This window comes from Brevundimonas sp. P7753, assembly GCF_013386595.1.
Taxonomy (GTDB): domain Bacteria; phylum Pseudomonadota; class Alphaproteobacteria; order Caulobacterales; family Caulobacteraceae; genus Brevundimonas; species Brevundimonas bullata.
On the sequence record NZ_JACARP010000002.1, the window covers coordinates 1 to 19,916 of the forward strand.

Sequence of the window (19,916 nt, forward strand, 5' to 3'; positions counted from 1 at the left end):
GCCCTGCCGGTGGTGCGCCCCGCCCCCGCCGTGGCCCAGACCAACCTGCCCAAGCCCGTCCTGTCCGCCGCCTTCGAGGCGCGGTCCGACGTGAAACAGTGCCGCGCCGACACCGTCCAAAGTCCGACCTTCCAGACCGCCGTCACCGTGGACCGCCTGTCGGCGGATCAGGAGCTGTGGGGCGTGCCCTGCTCCTCAGGGGCCTATAACTACAGCATGCGCTATTTCGTGACCGGCCCGAACGGCGCCGATCCGCAGGCCCTCAGCTTCCCCACATCGCGCACGCCCGACGACGAGGTGGTGGACAGCGAATATGATCCCGGCAGCCGCACCCTGCGCGGCTTCAACAAGGGGCGCGGCATCGGCGACTGCGGCATCGATTCCCTCTGGGTCTGGACCGGCCGCGCCTTCGTCCTCGCGGCGGAGAGCGAGATGCGAGAATGCTGGGGCGTGCCGTCCGACCAGTGGCCGACGACCTGGCGCAGCCGCTAGGTTCTCCCTCCGTCATCCCGGACGAAGTCTCGCTGGCGAGACGAAGATCCGGGACCCAGTCGGCCGATCTTGACAGCGTCTTTGTCTTGCAGCGAACGACTGGGTCCCGGATCGGCCTGACGGCCGTCCGGGATGACGGCAGAATAAACAGACGGAATCAGCCCCGCATCTGGGCTTCCAGCACCGCCAGCGGCAGCGAGCCGTTCATCAGCACCCTGTCATGGAAGGCGCGCAGGTCGAAGCCGGGCCTGGTCTCGGCGTCAGCCCTCAGCCGGGCGATGACGGTGTGGCCGACCTTGTAGGAACAGGCCTGACCCGGCCAGACGGTGTAGCGGTTGATCTCGCTGTTCGACGCGTCCAGCGGCTTGGCGCCCGAGGCCGCCATGTAGTCGACCGCCTGTTCGCGGCTCCAGCGCTCGGAATGCAGGCCGGTATCGACCACCAGCCGCACGGCCCGGAACAGGTAGGACATCAGGAAGCCGACCCGGCCCAGCGGGTTGTCGGCATAGGCGTTCAGGTCGTTGGCCGCGACCGCCTCGGCATACAGAGCCCAGCCCTCGTTGTAGGCCGAGAAGCCGCCCGCGCGGCGCCATTGCGGCAGTTCGCCCGACTCGCGTTGCAGGGCGACCTGCAGATGGTGGCCCGGCGAGGCCTCGTGATAGGTCAGGGTCGGCAGGGCGAACTTCGGCCAGTTCCCGCTGTCGCGCAGGTTGATGTAGTAGGCGCCCGGCCGCGAGCCATCCAGCGGCGGCCCCTGGTAGTATCCGCCCGGCGCGCCCGACTGGATCGACACCGGCACGCGACGAATCTCGACGTGGGATTTCGGCAGGCGGCCGAAGACGGTCGGCAGCTTGGGCTCCAGCGCCGCCACCTGTTCGTTCAGCCAGGCCAGCAGCTCTTCCTTGCCCGCGTCCGTGTTGGGGAAGAGCTGGGCCGGGTCCTTGTTCAGGGCCTGAATCCGCTCGCCGACCGTGCCTTGCTTATAGCCCTGGGATTTCAGGATGGCGTCGATCTCGGCGCTGATCTCGGCGACCTGTTCGCGGCCCATCCTGTGGATCTCGGCGGCGCTCAGGGTCGTGGTCGTGTTGGACTTCAGACCGTTGGCGTAGAAGGCCTCGCCGTCAGGCAGGCGCCAGACCCCGGCGTCGTGCGTCGCCTGAGGGCGGATGGCCTCCAGCGCGGCGACCTGACGAGCCAGGGCGGGCTTGATCTGCTGGTCGACGATGGCGGCGGCGCGGGCGTCATAGCCGGTCAGGTTGAGGGCGGCGGTCTTGCGCACCAGCGACTGGATCATGGCCAGGTCGGCGGCGGGCGTGTCGCGCAGGGTGCGGACCTGCGGCAGCATCCGGTCGATGATGAAGTCGGGCGGGATGACGCCCTGCCCAGCGTCCTCGCGCACCTTGTCCGTCTCGCCGTCCAGCACCCCGGCGAAGGCCGACAGGCGCGACAGGAAGGCGTCGGCGCCCGCCGCATCCTCGATGCGGTGCTGGTTGTCCATGAAGTCCGGCGTTTCGAAATAGGCGCCTGACAGCTGGGTCACGACATAGGGCGACGGACGGCCCGGCCCGGCGCCATAGGCGAAGCGCGCGGTCTCGGCCGAGGTCTCCCGCCCGAAGGCGGCGATGGCGTAGTTCAGGGCGCCCGCCGCTGACAGCCCGGTCTGGTCGAAGGCGCGCAAGGTCGCCCAGCGGCTGATGGCCTTGTCGCGGTCCTTGCTGATGGCGTCGGGACCGGCCTCGCTCAGCTGCGACGACAGACCGGCGCGCGCGCCGCGATCCAGACCCAGGTTGGTGGCGCGCTCGGGCGCGTCGTCGATGTCGGCCTCGAACCAGCCGTCCAGCAGGGCGTTCAGCCGCGCATCCGCGTCGCTGGCGGCGGCATGGGCCAGAGACGGCGCCACCGCCGCCGTGGCGGCGGCGGTCAGCAATAGGCGGCGGCGGTCGATCATGGTCTTACTCCCCGACGAGAAGGGCGCGACGCCGCGCGCCCCCTCACACTCAAACTGTCGTCGGGCCGGCGCGCCCGTGTCGGAGTTCAGGCCGGCGTCCAGGCGTTCATCGTCCGCTCCAGCACCGTCAGCGGCACGCCGCCCAGGTTCAGGCCGGCATCATGGAAGCCCTTGATGTCGAAGCGGTCGCCCAGACGGCGCTTGGCGTCTTCGCGCAGCTTGACCCAGGTGGTGTGGCCGACCTTGTAGCTGGAGGCCTGACCTGGCCAGACGCAGTAGCGCTCGACCTCGGTGGCGACGCTGGATTCCTGATCGCCCAGGGTGTCGACCATGTAGCGGATGCCCTGTTCACGGCTCCAGCGCTTGTGGTGCAGACCGGAATCGACCACCAGACGGGCGGCGCGGAACATCAGCGACTGCAGATAGCCGATCTGGCCGAAGGGATCGTTTTCATAGGCGCCGATCTCGTCCGCCAACTGCTCGGCGTACAGGCCCCAGCCCTCGGAATAGGCCGAGAAGCCCATGACCTTCATCAGCAGCGGCGTATCCGGCTGCTCCTGCTGCAGCGCGATCTGGAAGTGATGCCCCGGCACCGCCTCGTGATAGGTCAGGGTCGGCAGGGTCCACTTGGGCCATTCCGCCGTGTCGCGCAGGTTGATGTAGTAGGCGCCCGGTCGCGAACCATCCAGGGCCGGCGACTGGTAATAGCCGCCCGGCGCCCCGGCCTCGATGGCCTTGGGCACGCGCTTGATGTCGCACGGCGACTTGGGCAGGCGGCCGAAGTAGTCGGGCATCCGCGCCTGCATGGCGACCATCTGGACGTTCAGTTCCTGGATCAGCTCTTCCTTGGCCTCGTCCGTGTTCGGATAGACGAAGCGCGGGTCCTTGCCCAAGGCGGCGATGCGCTCGCCGACGGAGCCCTGCGTCATGCCTTGCGCCTTCAGCAGGGCGTCGGCGCGGGCCGAGATTTCGGCCACCTGCTCCAGCCCCATCTGATGCACCTCGTCCGGGTCATCGACGAGGTGGTGAAGTATTTCAGGCCGAAGCGGTAGTAGTCCTCGCCCTGCGGCAAGCGCCAGACGCCGCCGTCGTGGGTGGCGCCCGGACGCACCGCTTTCAGGGCCTCGGCCTGACGCTGGATGGCCGGATAGACTTCCGCGGTCAGGATGGCCTGGGCGCGCGCGGCCCAGTCGCCGGGGATGGCCTTCTCGGCGGTGCGGCGGGCCAGGGACTGGCTCATCACCGAGTCCGCCGGGGCTGTGCCGGTGATGGCGGCCATCTGGGTCAGGGTGCGGTCAATGACGAAGTCGGGCGGCACCGCCCCCGCGGCGAAGTCGGCCTGCATCCGCGCCCGCTCATCGTCGAGCGCTGTGGCGAAGGCCGACAGGCGCGACAGATAGGCGTCAGCGTCGTCCTTCGCCTCGATGCGGTGCTGGCTGTCGAGGAAATCCGGCACGCCCTGATAGGCGCCGCTCAGTTGGCTGACCGTATAGGGCGACGGGAACATGCCGCCGCCATAGGGGAACCTGTACCCCTCCATCGCCGTGTCGCCGAAGAACTCCAGCGAGTCGTAGTAGGTTTGCTCCTCGGCAGTCAGTCGGGCGCGATCCGTGGCCTTCAACGCCCTCATGTTTTCAATGAACTTGATCTTGTCCGCGTCGATCTTGGCCTGGGAGCGGTCGCCCAACTTGAAGCGCGCATCGGCCTTCGCACCTCGGTCCATACCCAGCATGGTCAAGGATTCGGGGTCGGACAGAAACATGTCCTGCGCGATCTTGTCCAGCAGGGCCAGGAACTGGGCCGAGACGGGGCCGGCGGCGGGCGCCCCTGCGGCCTGGGCCAGGGCGCGTGCGGCGCCGGAGGTCGCGAATGCGCCTCCAAGCGCAGCAGTCATCAACAGGCGGCGACGGTCCATCATCGGGGCTTCCTCCCAAAAGCAATGGGAGGGGATGCTAGCGAAGCGACGCCGCCCGGCAAGGCGTCACCGTCGTGGGCGGATGAAGTTTCGTCCATCCGCCGCCTTGGCCGTAATCAGCCCGGCTGGATGTGGGCCTTGAGGCAGTCGCGCACGGCCTTCTTCAGATCGCCCGGCGCATTGGGTTCGTCCACGCCGTCGGCGGCCAGCACGGCCTTGACCGCCGCGTCCAGACCCTTGGGCAGGGCCTCGACCACCTTCTTCTGACCCTTGTCATGCAGGCAGAAGCCAACCTCGCTGCACAGGGCGGCGAACATCTCGTCGAAGTCCACGTGGTCGAAGTTGGGGGCGGCGTCAGTCATGAAGTCTCAGGCTTTCAGGCGGGTCGCATGGAAGGCCACGTGGTCATCCACGAAGCTGGCCATGAAGAAGTAGGAGTGATCATAGCCCGGCTGCATCCGCAGGGTAAGCCGCTGTCCCGCCGCCTTGGCCGCCGCGACCAGCAACTCCGGCTTCAACTGCTCGACCAGGAAGGGGTCGGCGGCGCCCTGATCCACCAGGATGTCGTCGAACACGCCCGCCGCCGCGCCGTTCTCGATCAGCAAGGCCGCGTCATGTCTGGCCCATTCGGCGCGATCCTCGCCCAGATAGGCCGAAAACGCCTTCTCGCCCCAGGCGCAGCGGGTCGGCGAGGAAATCGGCGCAAAGGCCGAGACCGATTGGAACAGCTCGGGATGGCGCAGAGCCAGGGTCAGCGCCCCGTGCCCGCCCATGGAGTGACCGAAGATCGAGCGGGTCTTCGTCGTGGGGAATTCGGCGTCGATCAGGGCGATCAGTTCGTCCGTGACGTAGCTCTCCATGCGGAAGTGCGGCGCCCAGGGAGCCTGGGTCGCATCGACGTAGAAGCCCGCGCCCTGCCCCAGGTCATAGGCCGCGTCGTCCGCCACCCCTTCGCCGCGCGGCGATGTGTCGGGCGCGACGATGATGACGCCGTGCTGTGCGGCGGCCTTGTAGGCCCCGGCCTTGGTGGTGAAGTTGTCCTCGGTGCAGGTAAGGCCCGACAGCCAGATCAGGACCGGGAACGGCCCCTCGCCCGCCGGGACGAAGACCGACAGGGTCATCGGCGTGCCGGTGGTCGCGCTGTCGTGCTTCAGATAGCGCAGGGTCCCGCCGTGAACGACGTGGGTCTTGGTGGTTTCCATCAACTCGGACTCCTGAAGATCAGTCGGGCCAGACGCGGGCCATGAAGGCGTCGTCCAGTTGGCCGCCGTCCTTCGAGAAATAGCTGTACCAGTCGCGCGGAATCGGCGGGCTGGCCCCGGCGGGCGGCGCGCCGCCGCCCCAGGCCTCAAAGCCGACGCCGACCAGGATCGGCCCCTCGCGCACGGCGGGCGCGGGCACGGCCTCGACCGCCTTGATCATCGCTGAGATCGTCTCCGCACTGGGGGCCGGGTCGCCGGTCACGACCCAGGCCTTGGCCTGCCCGCCCGGCTTGACCATCAGCAGCAGCATGCCCGAGGCGCCCGGTTGGACCGGCGCGGCCCGCACAGCCCCCTCCGCCGCAATCGCCGCCGCGTTGACATAGGGCGACAGGGCCGAGACCTCGACCCGCGCCTTCATGACCGGGTCGGGCAGATAGAGGACCACGTCCTTGCCCACCCAGGCCTCGGCGGGGGCCTCCGCCGCCACGGGCGAAGGCTCGCGATTGCAGGCGGCGAGGCCCATGACGGCCAGACCGGCCATGATCGACGCTATCGCCGCCGTCTTCATCGTCTCAGTCCTCAGCCGGGCCGGTGAACGGCGCAGATCTTGTTGCCCGACGGATCGCGCAGATAGGCCAGGTGCATCTTGCCGAAGGGGGTTTCGCGGGGACCCGCCGGGTCCTCGATGGCCATGCCGCCCGCCGCTACGCCGGCCTCGGCGAAGGCGACGACCGCCTCGGGGCTGGCCGCCGCGAAACCGATGGTGCCGCCGTTGGCGTGACAGGCCGCCTGACCGTCGCGCGGCGTGACCACGCCCAGCATGCCGCGCGGCGTCCTGTACCAGACGCCGGGCCGGGGCTGATCGCTGAAGGCGCCCGGCTGATGGCCCAGGGCCCCGAGCACAGCGTCATAGAATTTCTGCGACGCCTCGATGTCGTTGGCGCCCAGGGTGACGTGCGTGAACATGATCTTCCTCCGATGGTGCGCCCGGCCGGTTCGCCGGGCGCCGCAAGCTAAGCGAATATAGTTTCTTTTGACAACTGACTACGTGACCGCTCAGGCCGGCCTGGCCCCGTCGCGCGCATAGCCTTCCATCAATCCGGCATAGTCTTCGACCGGCGGGAACGCGGGATAGCCCACGCGAGCGCCGGACTGGACGCCCGGAAGACGGTCGGCGACGCCCGTGTCGGCATAGGGAACGACCCAGGACGCATCCTCCAACAGACTGGGTCGCAGGTTGACGAACGCCCCGCCCGCAATGCCGCGCGTGAACAGCCAGGTCTTGCACGACGGACAGAAGTGATGCTCGGGCACAGGATTGTGCAGGCCGCCGATCTCGGTCTCGCCCTCCACTTCCAGCCCCGAGGCCGGTAGCATAAGGCTGAGCGAATAGGCTCCGCCCGTCAGCTTCTGGCAGGCTCGGCAATGACAGGCCGAGGCGAAGACCGGCGCCTCGGTGACTCGCACGCGCACCTGGCCGCACAGGCAGGCGCCCGTCCACGGCAGGTTCCAGTCACTCATAGGCCAGCCCTTCCTTGTTAAAACACGATCACCGAGCGGATGCTCTTGCCTTCATGCATCAGGTCAAACGCCTCGTTGATGCGTTCCAGCGGCAGGGTGTGGGTGATCATGGGGTCGATCTCGATCTTGCCGTCCATGTACCAGTCGACGATCTTGGGCGTGTCGGTGCGGCCGCGCGCGCCGCCGAAGGCCGAGCCCTTCCAGACGCGGCCCGTGACCAGCTGGAACGGACGGGTCGAGATCTCCTTGCCCGCCTCGGCCACGCCGATGACGATGCTTTCGCCCCAGCCCCGGTGGCAGGCTTCCAGCGCCTGACGCATGACCACGGTGTTGCCGGTGCAGTCGAAGGTGTAGTCGGCGCCGCCGTCGGTCAGCTCGACCAGATGGGCCACCACGTCGGACACTTCCTTCGGGTTGACGAAGTGGGTCATGCCGAAGCGACGGCCCCACTCTTCCTTGTCCGGGTTAATGTCCACGCCGACGATCATGTCGGCCCCGACCAGCTTCAGCCCCTGGATGACGTTCAGGCCGATGCCGCCCAGGCCGAAGACTACGGCCTTGGCGCCCGGCTCGACCTTGGCCGTGTTGACCACGGCGCCCACGCCCGTCGTCACGCCGCAGCCGATGTAGCAGGCCTTGTCGAAGGGGGCGTCCTTGCGGATCTTGGCCAGGGCGATCTCGGGCAGGACCGTGTAGTTCGAGAAGGTCGAGCAGCCCATGTAGTGGGCGATGGCCTGACCCTTATAGCTGAAACGGCTGGTGCCGTCGGGCATCAGGCCCTTGCCCTGGGTCCCGCGGATCGAGGTGCACAGGTTGGTCTTGCGGCTCAGGCACGACTTACACTGGCGGCATTCCGGCGTGTAGAGCGGGATGACGTGGTCGCCGACGGCCAAAGAAGTCACGCCCGGTCCCACCTCGACCACCACGCCCGCGCCTTCATGGCCCAGAATGCTGGGGAAGATGCCCTCCGAATCCAGACCGTCCAGCGTATAGGCGTCGGTGTGGCAGACGCCCGTCGCCTTGATCTCGATCAGCACCTCGCCCGCGCGCGGGCCTTCCAGATCGACCTCGATGATTTCGAGCGGACGTTTGGCTTCGAAGGCGACGGCGGCGCGGGTTTTCATGGGAATAGTCCTTGGTCTCTTCAGTCTCTTCCCTTCTCCCCTTGCGGGAGAAGGTGGCGGCCGCAGGCCGACGGATGAGGGGTCGCACCAGCGGCGACCAGTTTCAACCCCGCAAACAGCCACGGTCAACGAGACCCCTCATCCGACCCGCTGCGCGAGCCACCTTCTCCCGCAAGGGGAGAAGGACGTAGGGTGACGCCATGACCCACAAGAACCTCGTCATCCTGACCGGCGCCGGCGTCTCGGCGGAATCCGGCGTGCCGACCTTTCGCGCCTCCGACGGGCTGTGGGAGGGGCATTGCATCGAAGCGGTGGCCACGCCCGAGGGGTTTGCGGCGAACCCCGCCCTGGTGCAGGACTTCTACAATCAGCGGCGACGACACCTGGCGACGGTCCAGCCTAACGCCGCGCACCGCGCGCTGGCTGATCTGGCGGCGCGCTGGGACGGCGATTTCCTGCTGGTGACGCAGAACGTCGATGATCTGCACGACCGGGCGCACGCCGAGACGCCGCCCGCCTCGGGCTTTGAGCTGATCCACATGCACGGCGAACTGCTGAAGGCGCGCTGCACCGCGTCCGGCGCTGTCTGCGACTGGACCGGCGATCTGGAGGCCGAGCACGCCTCGCCGCATCATCCGCGGGGACGAATGCGCCCGCACATCGTCTGGTTCGGGGAGATGCCGCTGGCGATGGAACGGATCGAGGCGGCGTTGGAACGCTGCGACCTGTTCGTTTCCATCGGCACCTCGGGCGCTGTCTATCCGGCGGCGGGCTTTGTGCAACTGGCGCGGATGGCCGGGGCACGGACGGTGGAGATCAATCTGGAACCGACGCAGGGCGCCCGCCTGTTCGACGAGGGCGTCTATGGCCCCGCCACCGAGGCCGTGCCCGCCTTCTTCGAGGCGCTTTAGCCTCGCGGCCCGAACAGGATGACCCCGGCCCCGATCAGGCAAACCGTTCCGCCGATCAGGTCCCAGCGGTCCGGCGCCGTCTTCTCGACCAGCGCCATCCAGACCAGCGAAGCGACGATATAGACCCCGCCGTAGGCCGCGAACGCCCGCCCCGCCGCCTCGGCCGGCGCCAGGGTCAGCAGCCAGGCGAAGGCGATCAGGCTGAACACGCCCGGAACCAGCCAGACCGGCGACCGATCCAGCTTCAGCCAGGCCCAGAAGGCGAAGCAGCCGCCGATCTCCGCCAGGGCGGCGAGGGGGTAGATGAGGGCGAGTTTCATGCGATCCCCAATAGCGCCGTCATCCTCGGGCTTGACCCGAGGATCGAGCGGAGCGGCGCGCGCATCCTTGCCGACCTTGAGCGGGCGGACAACCTGATCCTCGGGTCAAGCCCGAGGATGACGGAGGTGGTTGCCCTACTCGCTTTTCTTCGCTTCCGCCGCGCGCTTTTCGGCCAGCTTGGCCAGGACGCGGCCGCGGCCCTTGGCGAGGGCGTGGATGGCGCCGCGCATGGTGGCGACTTCCTGTTCGGTGAAGGCGGCGCGGCCCAGCATGACGCGCAGGTTCTGGCTCATGGACGGCTTCTTCTCGGGCGGGTGGAAGAAGCCGCCGGCGTCCAGCTCGGCCTCGAAGTGTTCGTACATGCCGACCAGCAGCTCGTTCGAGGCGGGCGGGTCGCCTTCCCTGAATCTCGGCGGGGGAGCGTCGAGGATCAGGGTGCGCCACTCATAGGCGTTGATGGCCACGGCCTGGGCCAGGTTCAGCGAATGGTGCCTGGGGTCGATCGGGATGGTGGTGATCCCGGCGCACAGGGCGATGTCGGTGGTCTCCAGACCCGCGCGCTCGCCGCCGAACAGCAGGCCGGTCTTCAGCCCCGAAGCCGTGTCGTCATAGAGGATGCGGGCGCTTTCGCGCGGGGTGCGCACCGGCTGGCGCGTCTCGCGCGGGCGGGCGGTGGTGGCGAAGACGGTGTTCAGGTCATGAACGGCCTCGGCCACGCTGTCGAAGACGCGCACGCCCTCCAGCACCCAGTCGGCGCCGGAGGCGGTGGCCCAGGCCCGCTCCTGGGGCCAGCCGTCGCGCGGCGTAACCAGCCGCAGTTCCGACAGGCCGAAATTGGCCATGACGCGAGCGACCGCGCCGATGTTCTCGGCCATCTGGGACTTGTCGAGGATGACGACGGGGGGCGTGAGTTCAGTCATGACCGTCCCCTACCCCTCCGTGCCATCCAGCGAAAGTCAGTCCTCGCCGATCATCGAGGTCCAGGGGTCGACCGTGCCGGCTTCGACCTCGGCCACCTTGACGGCGGGCCAGCCGATGGAGGCCGTGCCGCTCTCGCGCCAGCTGAGGATGATCAGGTCGCGCAGTTCCGAGGCGCCCGCCGCCAGACGCTCGGTGACGAAGGCCGCGCCGCGCGGGTCGGCGTCGCGGAAGCCGCCCGCCTTCTCCAGACGGTAGAAGGGAATGACCGTGCCCAGCGTCGTCTTCAGATAGCCGGCGGTGCGAGCGCGCAGGTCCAGACCCGAGACCTGAGGCTGGCTCATCGCCGCCTCGACAGTGTCCAGACGGGCGACGCGGGAGGTGAACTCGCCCTCGAAAATCGCATGGGTGCGGCGCGAGTTGGTGAAACCTTCGGGGTTGGGGTGGTCGCCCCAGCCGTTGAAGTGGATCGACATATGGTGCGGCTGCGAGCCGTCCCCGACATAGTGGGCCAGGACGCCGATGTCGCGCAGGATGAGGGCCTCGCGGCGCTCACGGTCGGCGCGGTACCAGGCCTTCTTGCCGGGGTCCGTCTCGCGCCCCTCGGCGGCGGTCAGCACGCGCCAGTAGGCGAAGTCGCGGCCCAGGTTCTGATAGGCGTCCATCATGGCGTAGGGCAGATAGCCGGCGTCGTCGACGCTGAGGCCCGCCTTGGTCAGGGCCGCGTCATAGTCGGACTTCAGCCGCGGCAGGGCGTCGATGGACGGGCCGTTGGCGTTCATGGCGAAGCCGTTGTCGTCGAAGTCGATGAAGTGGGCCGTGTCGCGCTCGCGATCATGCGGCTGGCCGGCGCCCTTCCAGCGATCCGGCTCGCGCGCCAGTTCGCCGACGTCAGCGATCGAGGCCGGGGTCCGCAGGAAGGCCGGCAGATCGTCGCTCAAGGCCCGCATGGCCGCGACGCCGATCAGGCGGTGGCCGGTATTGCCCCAGGCGTCGACCTGAACGGCGGGGGCCGCGACCAGCATCAGGGCGGCGGCGGAGATCATCAGGCGTTTGACTTGACGCTTCATCGGAGGACACCGGCGGAAAATTTCGAAGGGAAACGACCGCTTATCCCATTCCCGGCCCCGCCTCCACCCATGCGGCCCACGACGTGGCCGCGCGATCACGCCGCCGTTATCTTAGACCCGTGCGCAGTCTTTCTTCGCAATAAAGTGTTACATGGCCAGACATAGGTGTTAACCGGACAGCTGATCCACACAGTATAGAAGCCATAAGCATCGAATACTGATTTCGTTACTGCCACATATGCTGTGACATTTGAGAGATATGCTCTCTGACCTGTGGACTAATCGAACGATGATCGTGACGCAGGACCACGCCTGATCTCATTCGCCGTGTTTTAGCCACAATTGACGGTCAAAAACCCGGCGCCGGATCGTGTCGGGGCCGGTGCTTCCTGAGTTTGTTCGATGCTGAACACAGCCGCTGCGCTTGCCATGTTCTGGACGATGGCCTTCTCCGGTTCCGGAGAGCCTCAACCCTATGACGCCGTTGTCGCTATCGAGACGGCTGCCATGGAAACCGCCGCGGCGGCTGAAAGTTCCCTCGATGCGTCCGCCCTCTCCGCCGAACAGGCCGAGCTGATGGCGGGCGATCCCGACTGGCGCGCCTCGGCCCGCCTCTATCATGCAGGCGGCGGCGGGGCGACGGGCAATGATTCGCTCGGTTGCCGTCCGATCGCCATGCGCACGGTCGCCGTCGACCCCCGCGTCATCCCGCGCCGCACCAAGCTGTTCATCCGCGAAACCGTGGGTCTGCGCCTGAGCGACGGCACCGTCCACGACGGCTACTGGTACGCCTCGGACACCGGCGGCGCGATCAAGGGCGCCAAGATCGACCTCTATACCGGCCACGGCCGCGGCTCGATGCGCCAGGCCATGACCCTGAACATGAAGACCCTGACCATCGCTGACGCCGGCGACTTCGACGGCTGCCCCCCGGCCTGGGAAACGGCCTCGAACTAACAGGCGCACAGCCCTACCGACAAAAAAGGCGACCGGAGCGATCCGGTCGCCTTTTTGCTTGGGCGAAACCTTTCCTCCCTGTTCGCAGAGCGAATGGGGAGGTGGCGCGTCGACGAAGGCGACGTGACGGAGGGGGCGGCGCGACGGCAGAAATTGCGAGGCATCGGCCAACGGCGCCGCCGCCCCCTCCACCACTTCGTGGTCCCCCTCCCCATGAAATGGGGAGGAAAGAGGCGTTAGAACTTGCGCTTGCCGCTTACCGTCTCGAAGAAGAGACGGAAGTCGCCCATCAGGCTCCACAGCGGATATTGAAAGGTCGCCGGCCGGTTCTTCTCGAAGAAGAAATGCCCGACCCAGGCGAAGCCGTAGCCGACCAGCGGCATGGCCAGCAGCCACCAGACGTTCAGCGTGACGCAGAAGGCCGCAAAGGCGGCGATCACCAGCCCTGTGCCGACCACATGGATGCGACGGCAGGTCCGGTTGGAATGTTCGTGGATGTAATAGGGATAGAAGGCCGCAAAGGAGGCGTATCGCTCTCCAGGGTCGCGGCCAGTCTGGGGATCGCCTGCGGTCATGGCCGCAGCCTGCCCCCGGATCGAACCGGGGGCAAGTCAGCGATCATGGATCAGTCGAAGCGCTTGCCGGGCTTGCCGGCCTTGTTGAACGGCTTGGCGCCCGCCGGTTTGCCGCCCGGCTTGAATCCGCCCGGCTTCGCGCCGAAGGGCTTCTTGGCGTAAGGCTTGTCGCCGTCGGCGCGCGGGGCGCTGCGCTCGGCGTCGGTGCGCGGGGCGTAGGGCTTCTTCTTGAAGTCCGGGCGCGGGCCGTCGCCGGTGCGCTCGTCGCGGTTGAACGGCTTCTTGGCGAAGGGCGGACGGTCGCCGCCGCGGTCGTCATCGCGCTTCTTGAAGGGCTTCTTGAAGCCGCCGCCGCCGCCCGGCGTCGGGGCTTCCGACGGGGTGATGGTGACGTCGTCGCGCGGGCTGTTCTTCAGGGCGTCGCGGAACAGGCCTTCGTGGGTCTTGGCGATCTCGAAGCGGGTCTCATCCGGGAAGGTCCGGATCGCGCCGATTTCCTTCTTGGTGATGTGACCGACGCGGCAGATCAGCGGGATCAGCCATTTCGGGTCGGCGTTCTTGTTGCGGCCCACATCCATGCGGAACCAGACGACTTCGTCGGCCTGCAGGCGGTCGCCCGGCCACGGGGTCGGCGAGAAGTCCTCACCGCCGCCGGCGGCGGCGTTGCGGTCGCGTCCGCGCGGCTGATGGATCGCGCCGGGATCGAGCAGGTCTTCCGGCGCCGGCAGGTCCTTCTTGATCACGCGGATCAGGGCGGCGGCGATTTCGTCGGCGGTGCGTTCGCTCATCAGGCGACGCGCCAGGACCATGTCCTCTTCGGTCACGGCCTGTTCAAAGATGTCGCCGCCCAGCAGGCGGGTTTCGTCCTTGGCCAGGATTTCTTCAGCCGTAGGGGCGCCCGCCCAGGTGGCGTCGACGCCGGCCGAGTTCAGCAGCATCTCGGCCTTGCGGCGGCGCGTGTGCGGCACCAGCAGGATTGAGACGCCCTTCTTGCCCGCGCGGCCGGTACGGCCCGAACGGTGCAGCATGGTCGCCTTGTTGATCGGCAGTTCGGCGTGGATCACCAGGCCCAGGTCGGGCAGGTCCAGACCGCGCGCAGCCACGTCGGTGGCGACGCAGACGCGGGCGCGGCCGTCGCGCAGGGCTTGCAGGGCGTCGGTGCGCTCGCGCTGGCCCATCTCGCCGGACAGGGAGACGGTCGAGAAGCCGCGCTCCAGCAGCGACGACTGCAGGTGACGCACGCTGTCGCGGGTCGAGCAGAAGACCAGGGCGCCGGGCGCTTCATAGAAGCGCAGCACGTTGACGACAGCGTGCTCGATCTCGTTGGGAGCGATGCGCAGGGCGCGGTATTCGATGTCGCTGTGCGGGGCGCTGCGGTCGACGGTGTCGATGCGCACGGCGTCGCGCTGATAGCGCTTGGCCAGCAAGGCGATGTCCCGGGCGATGGTGGCCGAGAACAGCAGGGTGCGGCGCTCAGGCGGCGACTGCTCGAGGATGTATTCCAGGTCCTCGCGGAAGCCCATGTCGAGCATCTCGTCGGCCTCGTCGAGCACCAGCACTCTCAGCGCCGACAGGTCGAGGTTGCCGCGGTCGATGTGGTCCTTCAGGCGGCCGGGGGTGCCGACCACGATGTGGATGCCGAAGTTCAGCGCGCGGGCTTCCTTGCGGGCGTCCATGCCGCCGACGCAGGTGGTGATCTTGGCGCCCGACTGGCCGTACAGCCATTCCAGCTCGGCCGAGACTTGCAAGGCCAGTTCGCGCGTCGGGGCGATCGCCAGCATCAGCGGCGCGTCGGCAGGTCCGAAGCTTTCATTGTCGCCCAGCAGGGTCGAGGCCGCCGCCAAGCCAAAGGCCACCGTCTTGCCCGATCCGGTCTGGGCCGAGACCAGCATGTCGGCCTCGCCGTGGCCGTCCAGAACCGCCGCCTGGACCGGCGTGGGCTCAGCATAGCCCTTGTTGACGAGAGCGCGGTCTAGCGCGGGGTGGATCGCGGGAAAGGGCATATACGACCTGAAAAAGAGCAATGCGGCCGCCGAAACGACCGCGCCCGGCCAAGGCAAACAGCCGGCCGGGCGAGGAGAAGACCGCCTCTATACACCAATATTGGCCCCGATGCGGCGCGTTTCCGGAAAAAGACCGCCGTTCACCACGCTTGTTCAGGCGACATTGACCGCAAAGCCACGATCCTGACCGCTCGCAGACCTTCCTCGCGCCGGAGACCGCCATGACGATTCCGCCCCTGAGCATCGCCGCCGCCGGAATGCAGAGCGGCGCCAACCGCTTCGAGGCCAGCGCGCGTCGCACGGCCTCGGGCTCGCTGGATGATCTGGCGGTCGAGTCCGTCGAGCAGATCCGCGCCAAGACAGACTTCGCGGCCAACGCTGCCGTGGCGCGGACGGCTGACGACATGATGGGCACGTTGTTGGACGTACTGGCCTAACCCTATTCCGCTCATCCCCGCGGAGGCGGGGACCCAGGCTTTGGCTTCGAGCGCGGGGTTAAACATTTGAGCGTGGCGCGCGTGGCTCTCACTGGGTCCCCGCCTCCGCGGGGATGAGCGGGTGGTTGCGGCTCACCCCGCCTTTTCGGGCAGATGGAAGAAGTCGATGAAGCGGGCGAAGACCTCGCGGTCGCCCTCGATGGTCATCGCCCCCTCGCCTTCCAGCGCCGCCAGAGGAACCTTGCCGTAGACGGCGGCGGCTACGACCGGCGGGGCGGCGCGCACCACCACGTCGCCATCCTCGACCGCGCCGCGTCGGGTGGCGATGACGCCGTCCGCCACGGTCACGACCATCCGATCCTCGTCCATCGCAAAGCCCAGGCGCATGGCCGCCTCGCCCGCCCTCGACGGATCGAACATGGTCTCGAACGACTGCATGACCGAGACCGCACTGATCGGCAGGGTCGGGTCGTGGTGCGGCGAGCGCGCGGCCCAGCGGCCCAGCACCATGAAGACCGGCTTGATCTCATAGCCCCAGTCGGTCAGCTCATAGACCTGAACCGAGGCGGGCGGCGGCAGCTTGCGGCGCTGGACAATGCCCGAAGCCTCCAGCCCCTCCAGCCGCTGGGTCAGGACGTTGGCCGACAGGCCGCACAGGTCTTTGCGCAGGTCGCTGAAACGACGCGGCCCCATCATGAGTTCTCGTATCACCAGCAGCGCCCAGCGCTCGCCGATCAGGTCGAGCCCGTGCGCCGCGCCGCAGGCGTCGTGATAGCGGCGCGACCGACCGACAGGCTCTTTAGTTACTTTTTCTAACTTCATGGTTGACTAACATAACATCGAGACGCAAGACTTGCATCATCAGAGAGAGGGAGAACGCCATGTCAAAGATGATTTTCGTCAACCTGCCGGTCGCCGACCTGCCCCGCTCGGTCGCCTTCTACGAGGCCGTGGGCGCGACCAAGAACCCGATGTTCTCGGACGACACCGCCGCCTGCCTGGTGTTTTCGGACACCATCCACGCCATGCTGCTGACCCACGAGAAGTTCTCCAGCTTCACCGACCGCGCCATTCCTGATGCGCACAAGACGGCCCAGGTGCTGATCTGCGTCTCGGAAGACAGCCGCGACGCCGTGGACGCCGTGCACGACCGCGCCGTCCAGGCAGGCGGGCGGGCCGACGCCATCGCGGTCCAGGACTACGGCTTCATGTACAGCCGCGCCTACGCCGACCCGGACGGCCATATCTGGGAAGTCATGTGGATGGACCCCGAAGCCGCCGCCCAGGGCCCTGAAGCCTTCGCCGCCCAGATGGGCGGAGGCTGAGCCATGGCCGACAAGATCATTCCCTGCCTCTGGTATGATCTGGGCCAGGCGAAGAAGGCGGCGGAATTCTATGTCTCGCTGGGTCTGCCCGACAGCCACGTCGATCGGGTCGTGACCAGCCCGGCCGACAATCCGTCCAACCCCGAAGGCGCCGAACTGGTGGTCGAGTTCACCCTGGCCGGGCGGCGCTACATGGGCCTGAACGGCGGGCCGATCTTCCCCCAGACCGAGGCCGTCTCCTTCATGATCATGACGGACGACCAGGCCGAAACCGACCGCCTGTGGGACGCCATCGTCAGCAACGGCGGTCAGGAAAGCCAGTGCGGCTGGTGCAAGGACCGTTGGGGCGTGAACTGGCAGATCACCCCGCGCCGCCTGATGGCCTTCTACGACGACCCTGATCCCGCCCGCGCCAAGGCCGCCTTCGAGGCCATGATGACCATGAAGAAGATCGACATCGCAGCCCTGGAGGCCGCTGCTGACAAGGCTGGGTGAACAGCCAAGCTAAGTCGCCCGACCAACACCAAACTGTCGCTTTCCACCAAGCCTACGCCTGCACCTTCAACGACCATCCGCCCCCGCCCCTCAATCAGCGAGCGAGAGGGGCCAACCACACAGAGGAGACGACCATGAGCTATGTCACTGGCTTCCTGACCCCGGTGAAGGCCGAGAACAAGGAGCGCTATATCGAGTCCGCCCGCGTCGCCTGGCCGCTGTTCAAGGGCTATGGCGCCCTGGCCCATGTCGAGAACTGGGGCGTGGACGTGCCGGACGGCAAGGTCACCAGCTTCCCCATGGCCGTGAAGCTGGAAGACGGCGAGGTCGTGGTCTTCTCCTGGCTGATCTGGCCCGACAAGAAGACCGCCGACGACGCCTGGGCCAAGATGGAGAAGGACCCCGCCATGGCCGACATGGACATGCCCTTCGACGGGAAGCGCATGATGTGGGGCGGCTTCGAGACGGTGTTCCAGAACTGAGCGAAACGCTTTCCTCCCCACCCTGTGGGGAGGGGGACCGCGTAGCGGTGGAGGGGGCGGCGCGACGTTAGACGGCTCAAACGCCCGAGACGGACAGGTCTGCGCCGCCCCCTCCGTCACGGCGCCATGCGCCGCGCCACCTCCCCATGAATGGGGAGGAAAGTCAGGCCCGAACAAAAAAAGGGCGGCTCTTGCGAGCCGCCCTTTGTTTTTCGTGGATCAGCTGTCCAGGAAGGACCGCAGTTTCCGCGACCGGCTGGGGTGCTTCAGCTTGCGCAGGGCCTTGGCCTCGATCTGACGGATACGTTCGCGGGTCACGCTGAACTGCTGGCCGACTTCTTCCAGGGTGTGGTCGGTGTTCATGCCGATGCCGAAGCGCATCCGCAGAACCCGCTCTTCACGCGGGGTCAGCGAAGCCAGGACGCGGGTCGTGGTTTCGCGCAGGTTCGACTGGATGGCGGCGTCGATCGGCAGGACGGCGTTCTTGTCCTCGATGAAGTCGCCCAGGTGGCTGTCTTCCTCGTCGCCGATCGGCGTTTCGAGGCTGATCGGCTCCTTGGCGATCTTCAGGACCTTGCGGACCTTCTCCAGCGGCATGGCCAGCTTCTCGGCCAGTTCTTCCGGGGTCGGCTCGCGGCCGATCTCGTGCAGCATCTGGCGGCTGGTGCGGACGATCTTGTTGATCGTCTCGATCATGTGGACCGGGATACGGATGGTCCGCGCCTGGTCGGCGATGGAGCGGGTGATCGCCTGACGAATCCACCAGGTGGCGTAGGTCGAGAACTTGTAGCCGCGACGGTACTCGAACTTGTCGACCGCCTTCATCAGACCGATGTTGCCTTCCTGGATCAGGTCCAGGAACTGCAGGCCGCGGTTAGTGTATTTCTTGGCGATAGAGATGACGAGGCGCAGGTTGGCCTCGACCATTTCCTTCTTGGCCTGGCGGGCTTCGCGTTCGCCCTTCTGGACCGTCTGGACGATGCGGCGATAGTCGTCGATCGGCAGACCGGCCTCGGTCGCCACGGCGGCGATGTCGGTGCGGATCTTGGCGATCTGGGCGGCTTCATTGTCGCTGAACTTGGTCCAGCGCACGCCCATTTCCTTGACGCGCTCGGCCCAGTTGGGGTCCAGCTCCGAACCGAAATAGGCCTTGAGGAACTCCGGCCGCGAGATGCCGTAGCTGTCGGCCAGACGCAGCAGACGCCCTTCCAGACCGATCAGACGCTTGTTGATGGCGTAAAGCTGCTCAACCAGGGCCTCGATGCGGTTGTTGTTCAGCTTCATCGTCTTCAGACGATCCGAGATCGTCTTGGTCAGCGTCTCATAGGCCTTGTGGTCCTTGGCGCTGAGCACCTCGCCCTTCAGGCGGGCCTCGACCAGCTTGTCCTGCAGCTTGCGGAAGGCGCCGAAGTCGGCGGCGATGGCGTCCAGCACCTCCATGACGCCGTCGCGCAGCTCGGCTTCCAGGGCCGAGATCGACATGCCGCCGCCGTCGTCGAAGTCGTCTTCGTCGTCGTCTTCGCCCTCAGGCTTGTCCTCGCTCGGAGCGGGGGCGGCGCCCGGCAAGGCGGCGGGCGGCTGATTGTGCGGCAGCGACGACGGGTTCAGGATGCCGTAGGTGGCGTCCAGGTCGATCACTTCGCGCAGCAGGATGCGGTTGTTGGCCAGCTCTTCGCGCCAGACCATGATGGCCTCGAAGGTCAGGGCGCTTTCGCACAGACCCGAGATCATGGCGTCGCGGCCGGCTTCGATCCGCTTGGCGATGGCGATTTCGCCCTCGCGGCTCAGCAGTTCGACCGAACCCATTTCGCGCAGATACATGCGCACGGGGTCGTCGGTGCGGTCATAGGCGGCCTTGGCCGGGGCTTCGGCCACCGAGGTCTCGGCGGCGGCGGCGACGTCGGTGCCGGTCGATTCCGCGGCGTCTTCCTCGGCTTCAACGACGTTGACGCCCATCTCCGACAGCATGGCCAGCGTGTCTTCGATGGCGTCGGGGGTGACTTCTTCGCTGGGGAGGACCTTGTTCAGTTCCTCCATCGTGACATAGCCGCGCGCCTTGGCCTGCTTGATGAATTTCTTGACGCCGGCGTCCGTCAGATCGAGCAGCGGCCCGTCGGTGTTGGCTTCTGCATCCTGCGTCTCGGTCTGCGCGCTCATTCAGTCAGTCTCCACGACCGCTCGGGGGTGATCAGTCCCCTGCGGCGAAAATACAACGCCCGA

At 67.2% G+C, this 19,916-nt stretch carries 21 protein-coding genes and 1 pseudogene; 7 read left to right on the plus strand and 15 right to left on the minus strand.

The window, feature by feature from the left end; translation table 11 throughout:
* The coding region (locus tag HX774_RS00255) for a DUF1176 domain-containing protein (protein WP_178823203.1) at positions 1-492 on the plus strand (492 nt) is incomplete at its 5' end.
* A gap of 157 nt (positions 493-649) precedes the next feature.
* Here the strand turns inward: HX774_RS00255 and HX774_RS00260 are convergent.
* The 8 genes and pseudogenes from HX774_RS00260 to HX774_RS00295 form a co-directional block, all read right to left on the minus strand.
* Positions 650-2,440, minus strand: coding sequence for a DUF885 family protein (locus tag HX774_RS00260; RefSeq protein ID WP_178823205.1), 1,791 nt, complete (start codon positions 2,438-2,440; stop codon positions 650-652).
* 86 nt (positions 2,441-2,526) lie between these two features.
* Positions 2,527-4,127: pseudogene (locus HX774_RS00265) on the minus strand (DUF885 family protein).
* Positions 4,128-4,471: 344 nt separating this feature from the next.
* Entirely contained in the window at positions 4,472-4,717 is a 246-nt protein-coding gene (locus HX774_RS00270; protein WP_178823207.1) for a hypothetical protein, read from the minus strand.
* A 6-nt stretch (positions 4,718-4,723) separates the two neighbouring features.
* Positions 4,724-5,557 carry an S-formylglutathione hydrolase gene (gene fghA / locus HX774_RS00275; RefSeq protein WP_178823209.1) on the minus strand — a complete coding sequence of 278 codons (834 nt, stop codon included), beginning with the start codon at positions 5,555-5,557 and terminating at the stop codon, positions 4,724-4,726.
* Positions 5,558-5,576: 19 nt separating this feature from the next.
* A complete protein-coding gene (locus HX774_RS00280) occupies positions 5,577-6,125 on the minus strand; it encodes a hypothetical protein (RefSeq protein WP_178823211.1) in 549 nt (182 codons plus the stop codon).
* Positions 6,126-6,136: 11 nt separating this feature from the next.
* Positions 6,137-6,523 (minus strand): VOC family protein, encoded by a 387-nt coding sequence (locus HX774_RS00285; RefSeq protein WP_178823213.1) that lies wholly within the window; start codon positions 6,521-6,523, stop codon positions 6,137-6,139.
* Positions 6,524-6,613: 90 nt separating this feature from the next.
* Positions 6,614-7,078, minus strand: coding sequence for a GFA family protein (locus tag HX774_RS00290; protein WP_178823215.1), 465 nt, complete (start codon positions 7,076-7,078; stop codon positions 6,614-6,616).
* Between the two features lie 17 nt (positions 7,079-7,095).
* Complete coding sequence (locus HX774_RS00295; RefSeq protein ID WP_178823217.1) at positions 7,096-8,202, minus strand: S-(hydroxymethyl)glutathione dehydrogenase/class III alcohol dehydrogenase; 1,107 nt, start codon at positions 8,200-8,202, stop codon at positions 7,096-7,098.
* Positions 8,203-8,402: 200 nt separating this feature from the next.
* On the opposite strand from HX774_RS00295, the gene HX774_RS00300 reads away from it, so the two are divergent.
* On the plus strand, positions 8,403-9,113 hold the full coding sequence (locus HX774_RS00300; RefSeq protein WP_178823219.1) for an NAD-dependent deacylase: 711 nt from the start codon (positions 8,403-8,405) through the stop codon (positions 9,111-9,113).
* On the opposite strand, the gene HX774_RS00305 is transcribed toward HX774_RS00300, so the two are convergent.
* From HX774_RS00305 to HX774_RS00315, 3 genes are all read right to left on the minus strand, one after another.
* On the minus strand, positions 9,110-9,433 hold the full coding sequence (locus HX774_RS00305) for a YnfA family protein (RefSeq protein WP_178823221.1): 324 nt from the start codon (positions 9,431-9,433) through the stop codon (positions 9,110-9,112). The genes HX774_RS00300 and HX774_RS00305 overlap by 4 nt on opposite strands.
* Before the next feature lie 135 nt (positions 9,434-9,568).
* Positions 9,569-10,354, minus strand: coding sequence for an RNA methyltransferase (locus HX774_RS00310; RefSeq protein ID WP_178823223.1), 786 nt, complete (start codon positions 10,352-10,354; stop codon positions 9,569-9,571).
* Between the two features lie 36 nt (positions 10,355-10,390).
* Positions 10,391-11,422: a S1/P1 Nuclease gene (locus tag HX774_RS00315; protein ID WP_178823225.1), complete on the minus strand. Its 1,032-nt coding sequence runs from the start codon at positions 11,420-11,422 to the stop codon at positions 10,391-10,393.
* Positions 11,423-11,824: 402 nt separating this feature from the next.
* On the opposite strand from HX774_RS00315, the gene HX774_RS00320 reads away from it, so the two are divergent.
* The gene (locus HX774_RS00320; RefSeq protein ID WP_178823227.1) at positions 11,825-12,379 is read left to right on the plus strand and encodes a 3D domain-containing protein; all 555 of its coding nucleotides are present in this window, start codon (positions 11,825-11,827) and stop codon (positions 12,377-12,379) included.
* Positions 12,380-12,615: 236 nt separating this feature from the next.
* Here HX774_RS00320 and HX774_RS00325 read toward each other — a convergent pair whose 3' ends face one another.
* Together HX774_RS00325 and HX774_RS00330 are read right to left on the minus strand one after the other, a co-directional pair.
* A complete protein-coding gene (locus HX774_RS00325; RefSeq protein ID WP_178823229.1) occupies positions 12,616-12,954 on the minus strand; it encodes an Mpo1-like protein in 339 nt (112 codons plus the stop codon).
* 50 nt (positions 12,955-13,004) lie between these two features.
* Positions 13,005-14,957, minus strand: a complete 1,953-nt coding sequence (locus tag HX774_RS00330; RefSeq protein WP_178823231.1) for a DEAD/DEAH box helicase — start codon at positions 14,955-14,957, stop codon at positions 13,005-13,007.
* Between the two features lie 221 nt (positions 14,958-15,178).
* Between HX774_RS00330 and HX774_RS00335 the strand changes: the two genes are divergently transcribed.
* Entirely contained in the window at positions 15,179-15,394 is a 216-nt protein-coding gene (locus HX774_RS00335) for a flagellar hook protein FlgE (RefSeq protein ID WP_178823233.1), read from the plus strand.
* Positions 15,395-15,526: 132 nt separating this feature from the next.
* Here the strand turns inward: HX774_RS00335 and HX774_RS00340 are convergent, their stop codons facing one another.
* The gene (locus HX774_RS00340; protein ID WP_178823235.1) at positions 15,527-16,216 is read right to left on the minus strand and encodes a helix-turn-helix domain-containing protein; all 690 of its coding nucleotides are present in this window, start codon (positions 16,214-16,216) and stop codon (positions 15,527-15,529) included.
* Positions 16,217-16,275: 59 nt separating this feature from the next.
* On the opposite strand from HX774_RS00340, the gene HX774_RS00345 reads away from it, so the two are divergent.
* From HX774_RS00345 to HX774_RS00355, 3 genes are all read left to right on the plus strand, one after another.
* Positions 16,276-16,719, plus strand: a complete 444-nt coding sequence (locus tag HX774_RS00345; protein ID WP_178823237.1) for a VOC family protein — start codon at positions 16,276-16,278, stop codon at positions 16,717-16,719.
* Positions 16,720-16,722: 3 nt separating this feature from the next.
* Positions 16,723-17,214 (plus strand): VOC family protein, encoded by a 492-nt coding sequence (locus tag HX774_RS00350; RefSeq protein ID WP_178823239.1) that lies wholly within the window; start codon positions 16,723-16,725, stop codon positions 17,212-17,214.
* 134 nt (positions 17,215-17,348) lie between these two features.
* Positions 17,349-17,696 carry a DUF1428 domain-containing protein gene (locus HX774_RS00355; RefSeq protein WP_178823241.1) on the plus strand — a complete coding sequence of 116 codons (348 nt, stop codon included), beginning with the start codon at positions 17,349-17,351 and terminating at the stop codon, positions 17,694-17,696.
* A 219-nt stretch (positions 17,697-17,915) separates the two neighbouring features.
* Here HX774_RS00355 and rpoD read toward each other — a convergent pair whose 3' ends face one another.
* Positions 17,916-19,853: an RNA polymerase sigma factor RpoD gene (rpoD, locus tag HX774_RS00360; RefSeq protein ID WP_178823243.1), complete on the minus strand. Its 1,938-nt coding sequence runs from the start codon at positions 19,851-19,853 to the stop codon at positions 17,916-17,918.
* Positions 19,854-19,916 lie beyond the last annotated feature (63 nt).

Excerpts from the sequence above, each read along its gene's own strand:
- HX774_RS00285 (WP_178823213.1), bottom strand. The coding sequence starts at position 6,523 with ATGTTCACGCACGTCACCCTGGGCGCCAACGACATCGAGGCGTCGCAG.
- HX774_RS00260 (WP_178823205.1), bottom strand. The coding sequence starts at position 2,440 with ATGATCGACCGCCGCCGCCTATTGCTGACCGCCGCCGCCACGGCGGCG.
- rpoD (WP_178823243.1), bottom strand. The coding sequence starts at position 19,853 with ATGAGCGCGCAGACCGAGACGCAGGATGCAGAAGCCAACACCGACGGG.
- HX774_RS00340 (WP_178823235.1), bottom strand. The coding sequence starts at position 16,216 with ATGAAGTTAGAAAAAGTAACTAAAGAGCCTGTCGGTCGGTCGCGCCGC.
- HX774_RS00320 (WP_178823227.1), top strand. The coding sequence starts at position 11,825 with ATGCTGAACACAGCCGCTGCGCTTGCCATGTTCTGGACGATGGCCTTC.
- HX774_RS00350 (WP_178823239.1), top strand. The coding sequence starts at position 16,723 with ATGGCCGACAAGATCATTCCCTGCCTCTGGTATGATCTGGGCCAGGCG.
- HX774_RS00315 (WP_178823225.1), bottom strand. The coding sequence starts at position 11,422 with ATGAAGCGTCAAGTCAAACGCCTGATGATCTCCGCCGCCGCCCTGATG.
- HX774_RS00300 (WP_178823219.1), top strand. The coding sequence starts at position 8,403 with ATGACCCACAAGAACCTCGTCATCCTGACCGGCGCCGGCGTCTCGGCG.
- HX774_RS00280 (WP_178823211.1), bottom strand. The coding sequence starts at position 6,125 with ATGAAGACGGCGGCGATAGCGTCGATCATGGCCGGTCTGGCCGTCATG.
- HX774_RS00325 (WP_178823229.1), bottom strand. The coding sequence starts at position 12,954 with ATGACCGCAGGCGATCCCCAGACTGGCCGCGACCCTGGAGAGCGATAC.
- fghA (WP_178823209.1), bottom strand. The coding sequence starts at position 5,557 with ATGGAAACCACCAAGACCCACGTCGTTCACGGCGGGACCCTGCGCTAT.
- HX774_RS00335 (WP_178823233.1), top strand. The coding sequence starts at position 15,179 with ATGACGATTCCGCCCCTGAGCATCGCCGCCGCCGGAATGCAGAGCGGC.
- HX774_RS00330 (WP_178823231.1), bottom strand. The coding sequence starts at position 14,957 with ATGCCCTTTCCCGCGATCCACCCCGCGCTAGACCGCGCTCTCGTCAAC.
- HX774_RS00305 (WP_178823221.1), bottom strand. The coding sequence starts at position 9,433 with ATGAAACTCGCCCTCATCTACCCCCTCGCCGCCCTGGCGGAGATCGGC.
- HX774_RS00355 (WP_178823241.1), top strand. The coding sequence starts at position 17,349 with ATGAGCTATGTCACTGGCTTCCTGACCCCGGTGAAGGCCGAGAACAAG.
- HX774_RS00290 (WP_178823215.1), bottom strand. The coding sequence starts at position 7,078 with ATGAGTGACTGGAACCTGCCGTGGACGGGCGCCTGCCTGTGCGGCCAG.
- HX774_RS00270 (WP_178823207.1), bottom strand. The coding sequence starts at position 4,717 with ATGACTGACGCCGCCCCCAACTTCGACCACGTGGACTTCGACGAGATG.
- HX774_RS00295 (WP_178823217.1), bottom strand. The coding sequence starts at position 8,202 with ATGAAAACCCGCGCCGCCGTCGCCTTCGAAGCCAAACGTCCGCTCGAA.
- HX774_RS00310 (WP_178823223.1), bottom strand. The coding sequence starts at position 10,354 with ATGACTGAACTCACGCCCCCCGTCGTCATCCTCGACAAGTCCCAGATG.
- HX774_RS00345 (WP_178823237.1), top strand. The coding sequence starts at position 16,276 with ATGTCAAAGATGATTTTCGTCAACCTGCCGGTCGCCGACCTGCCCCGC.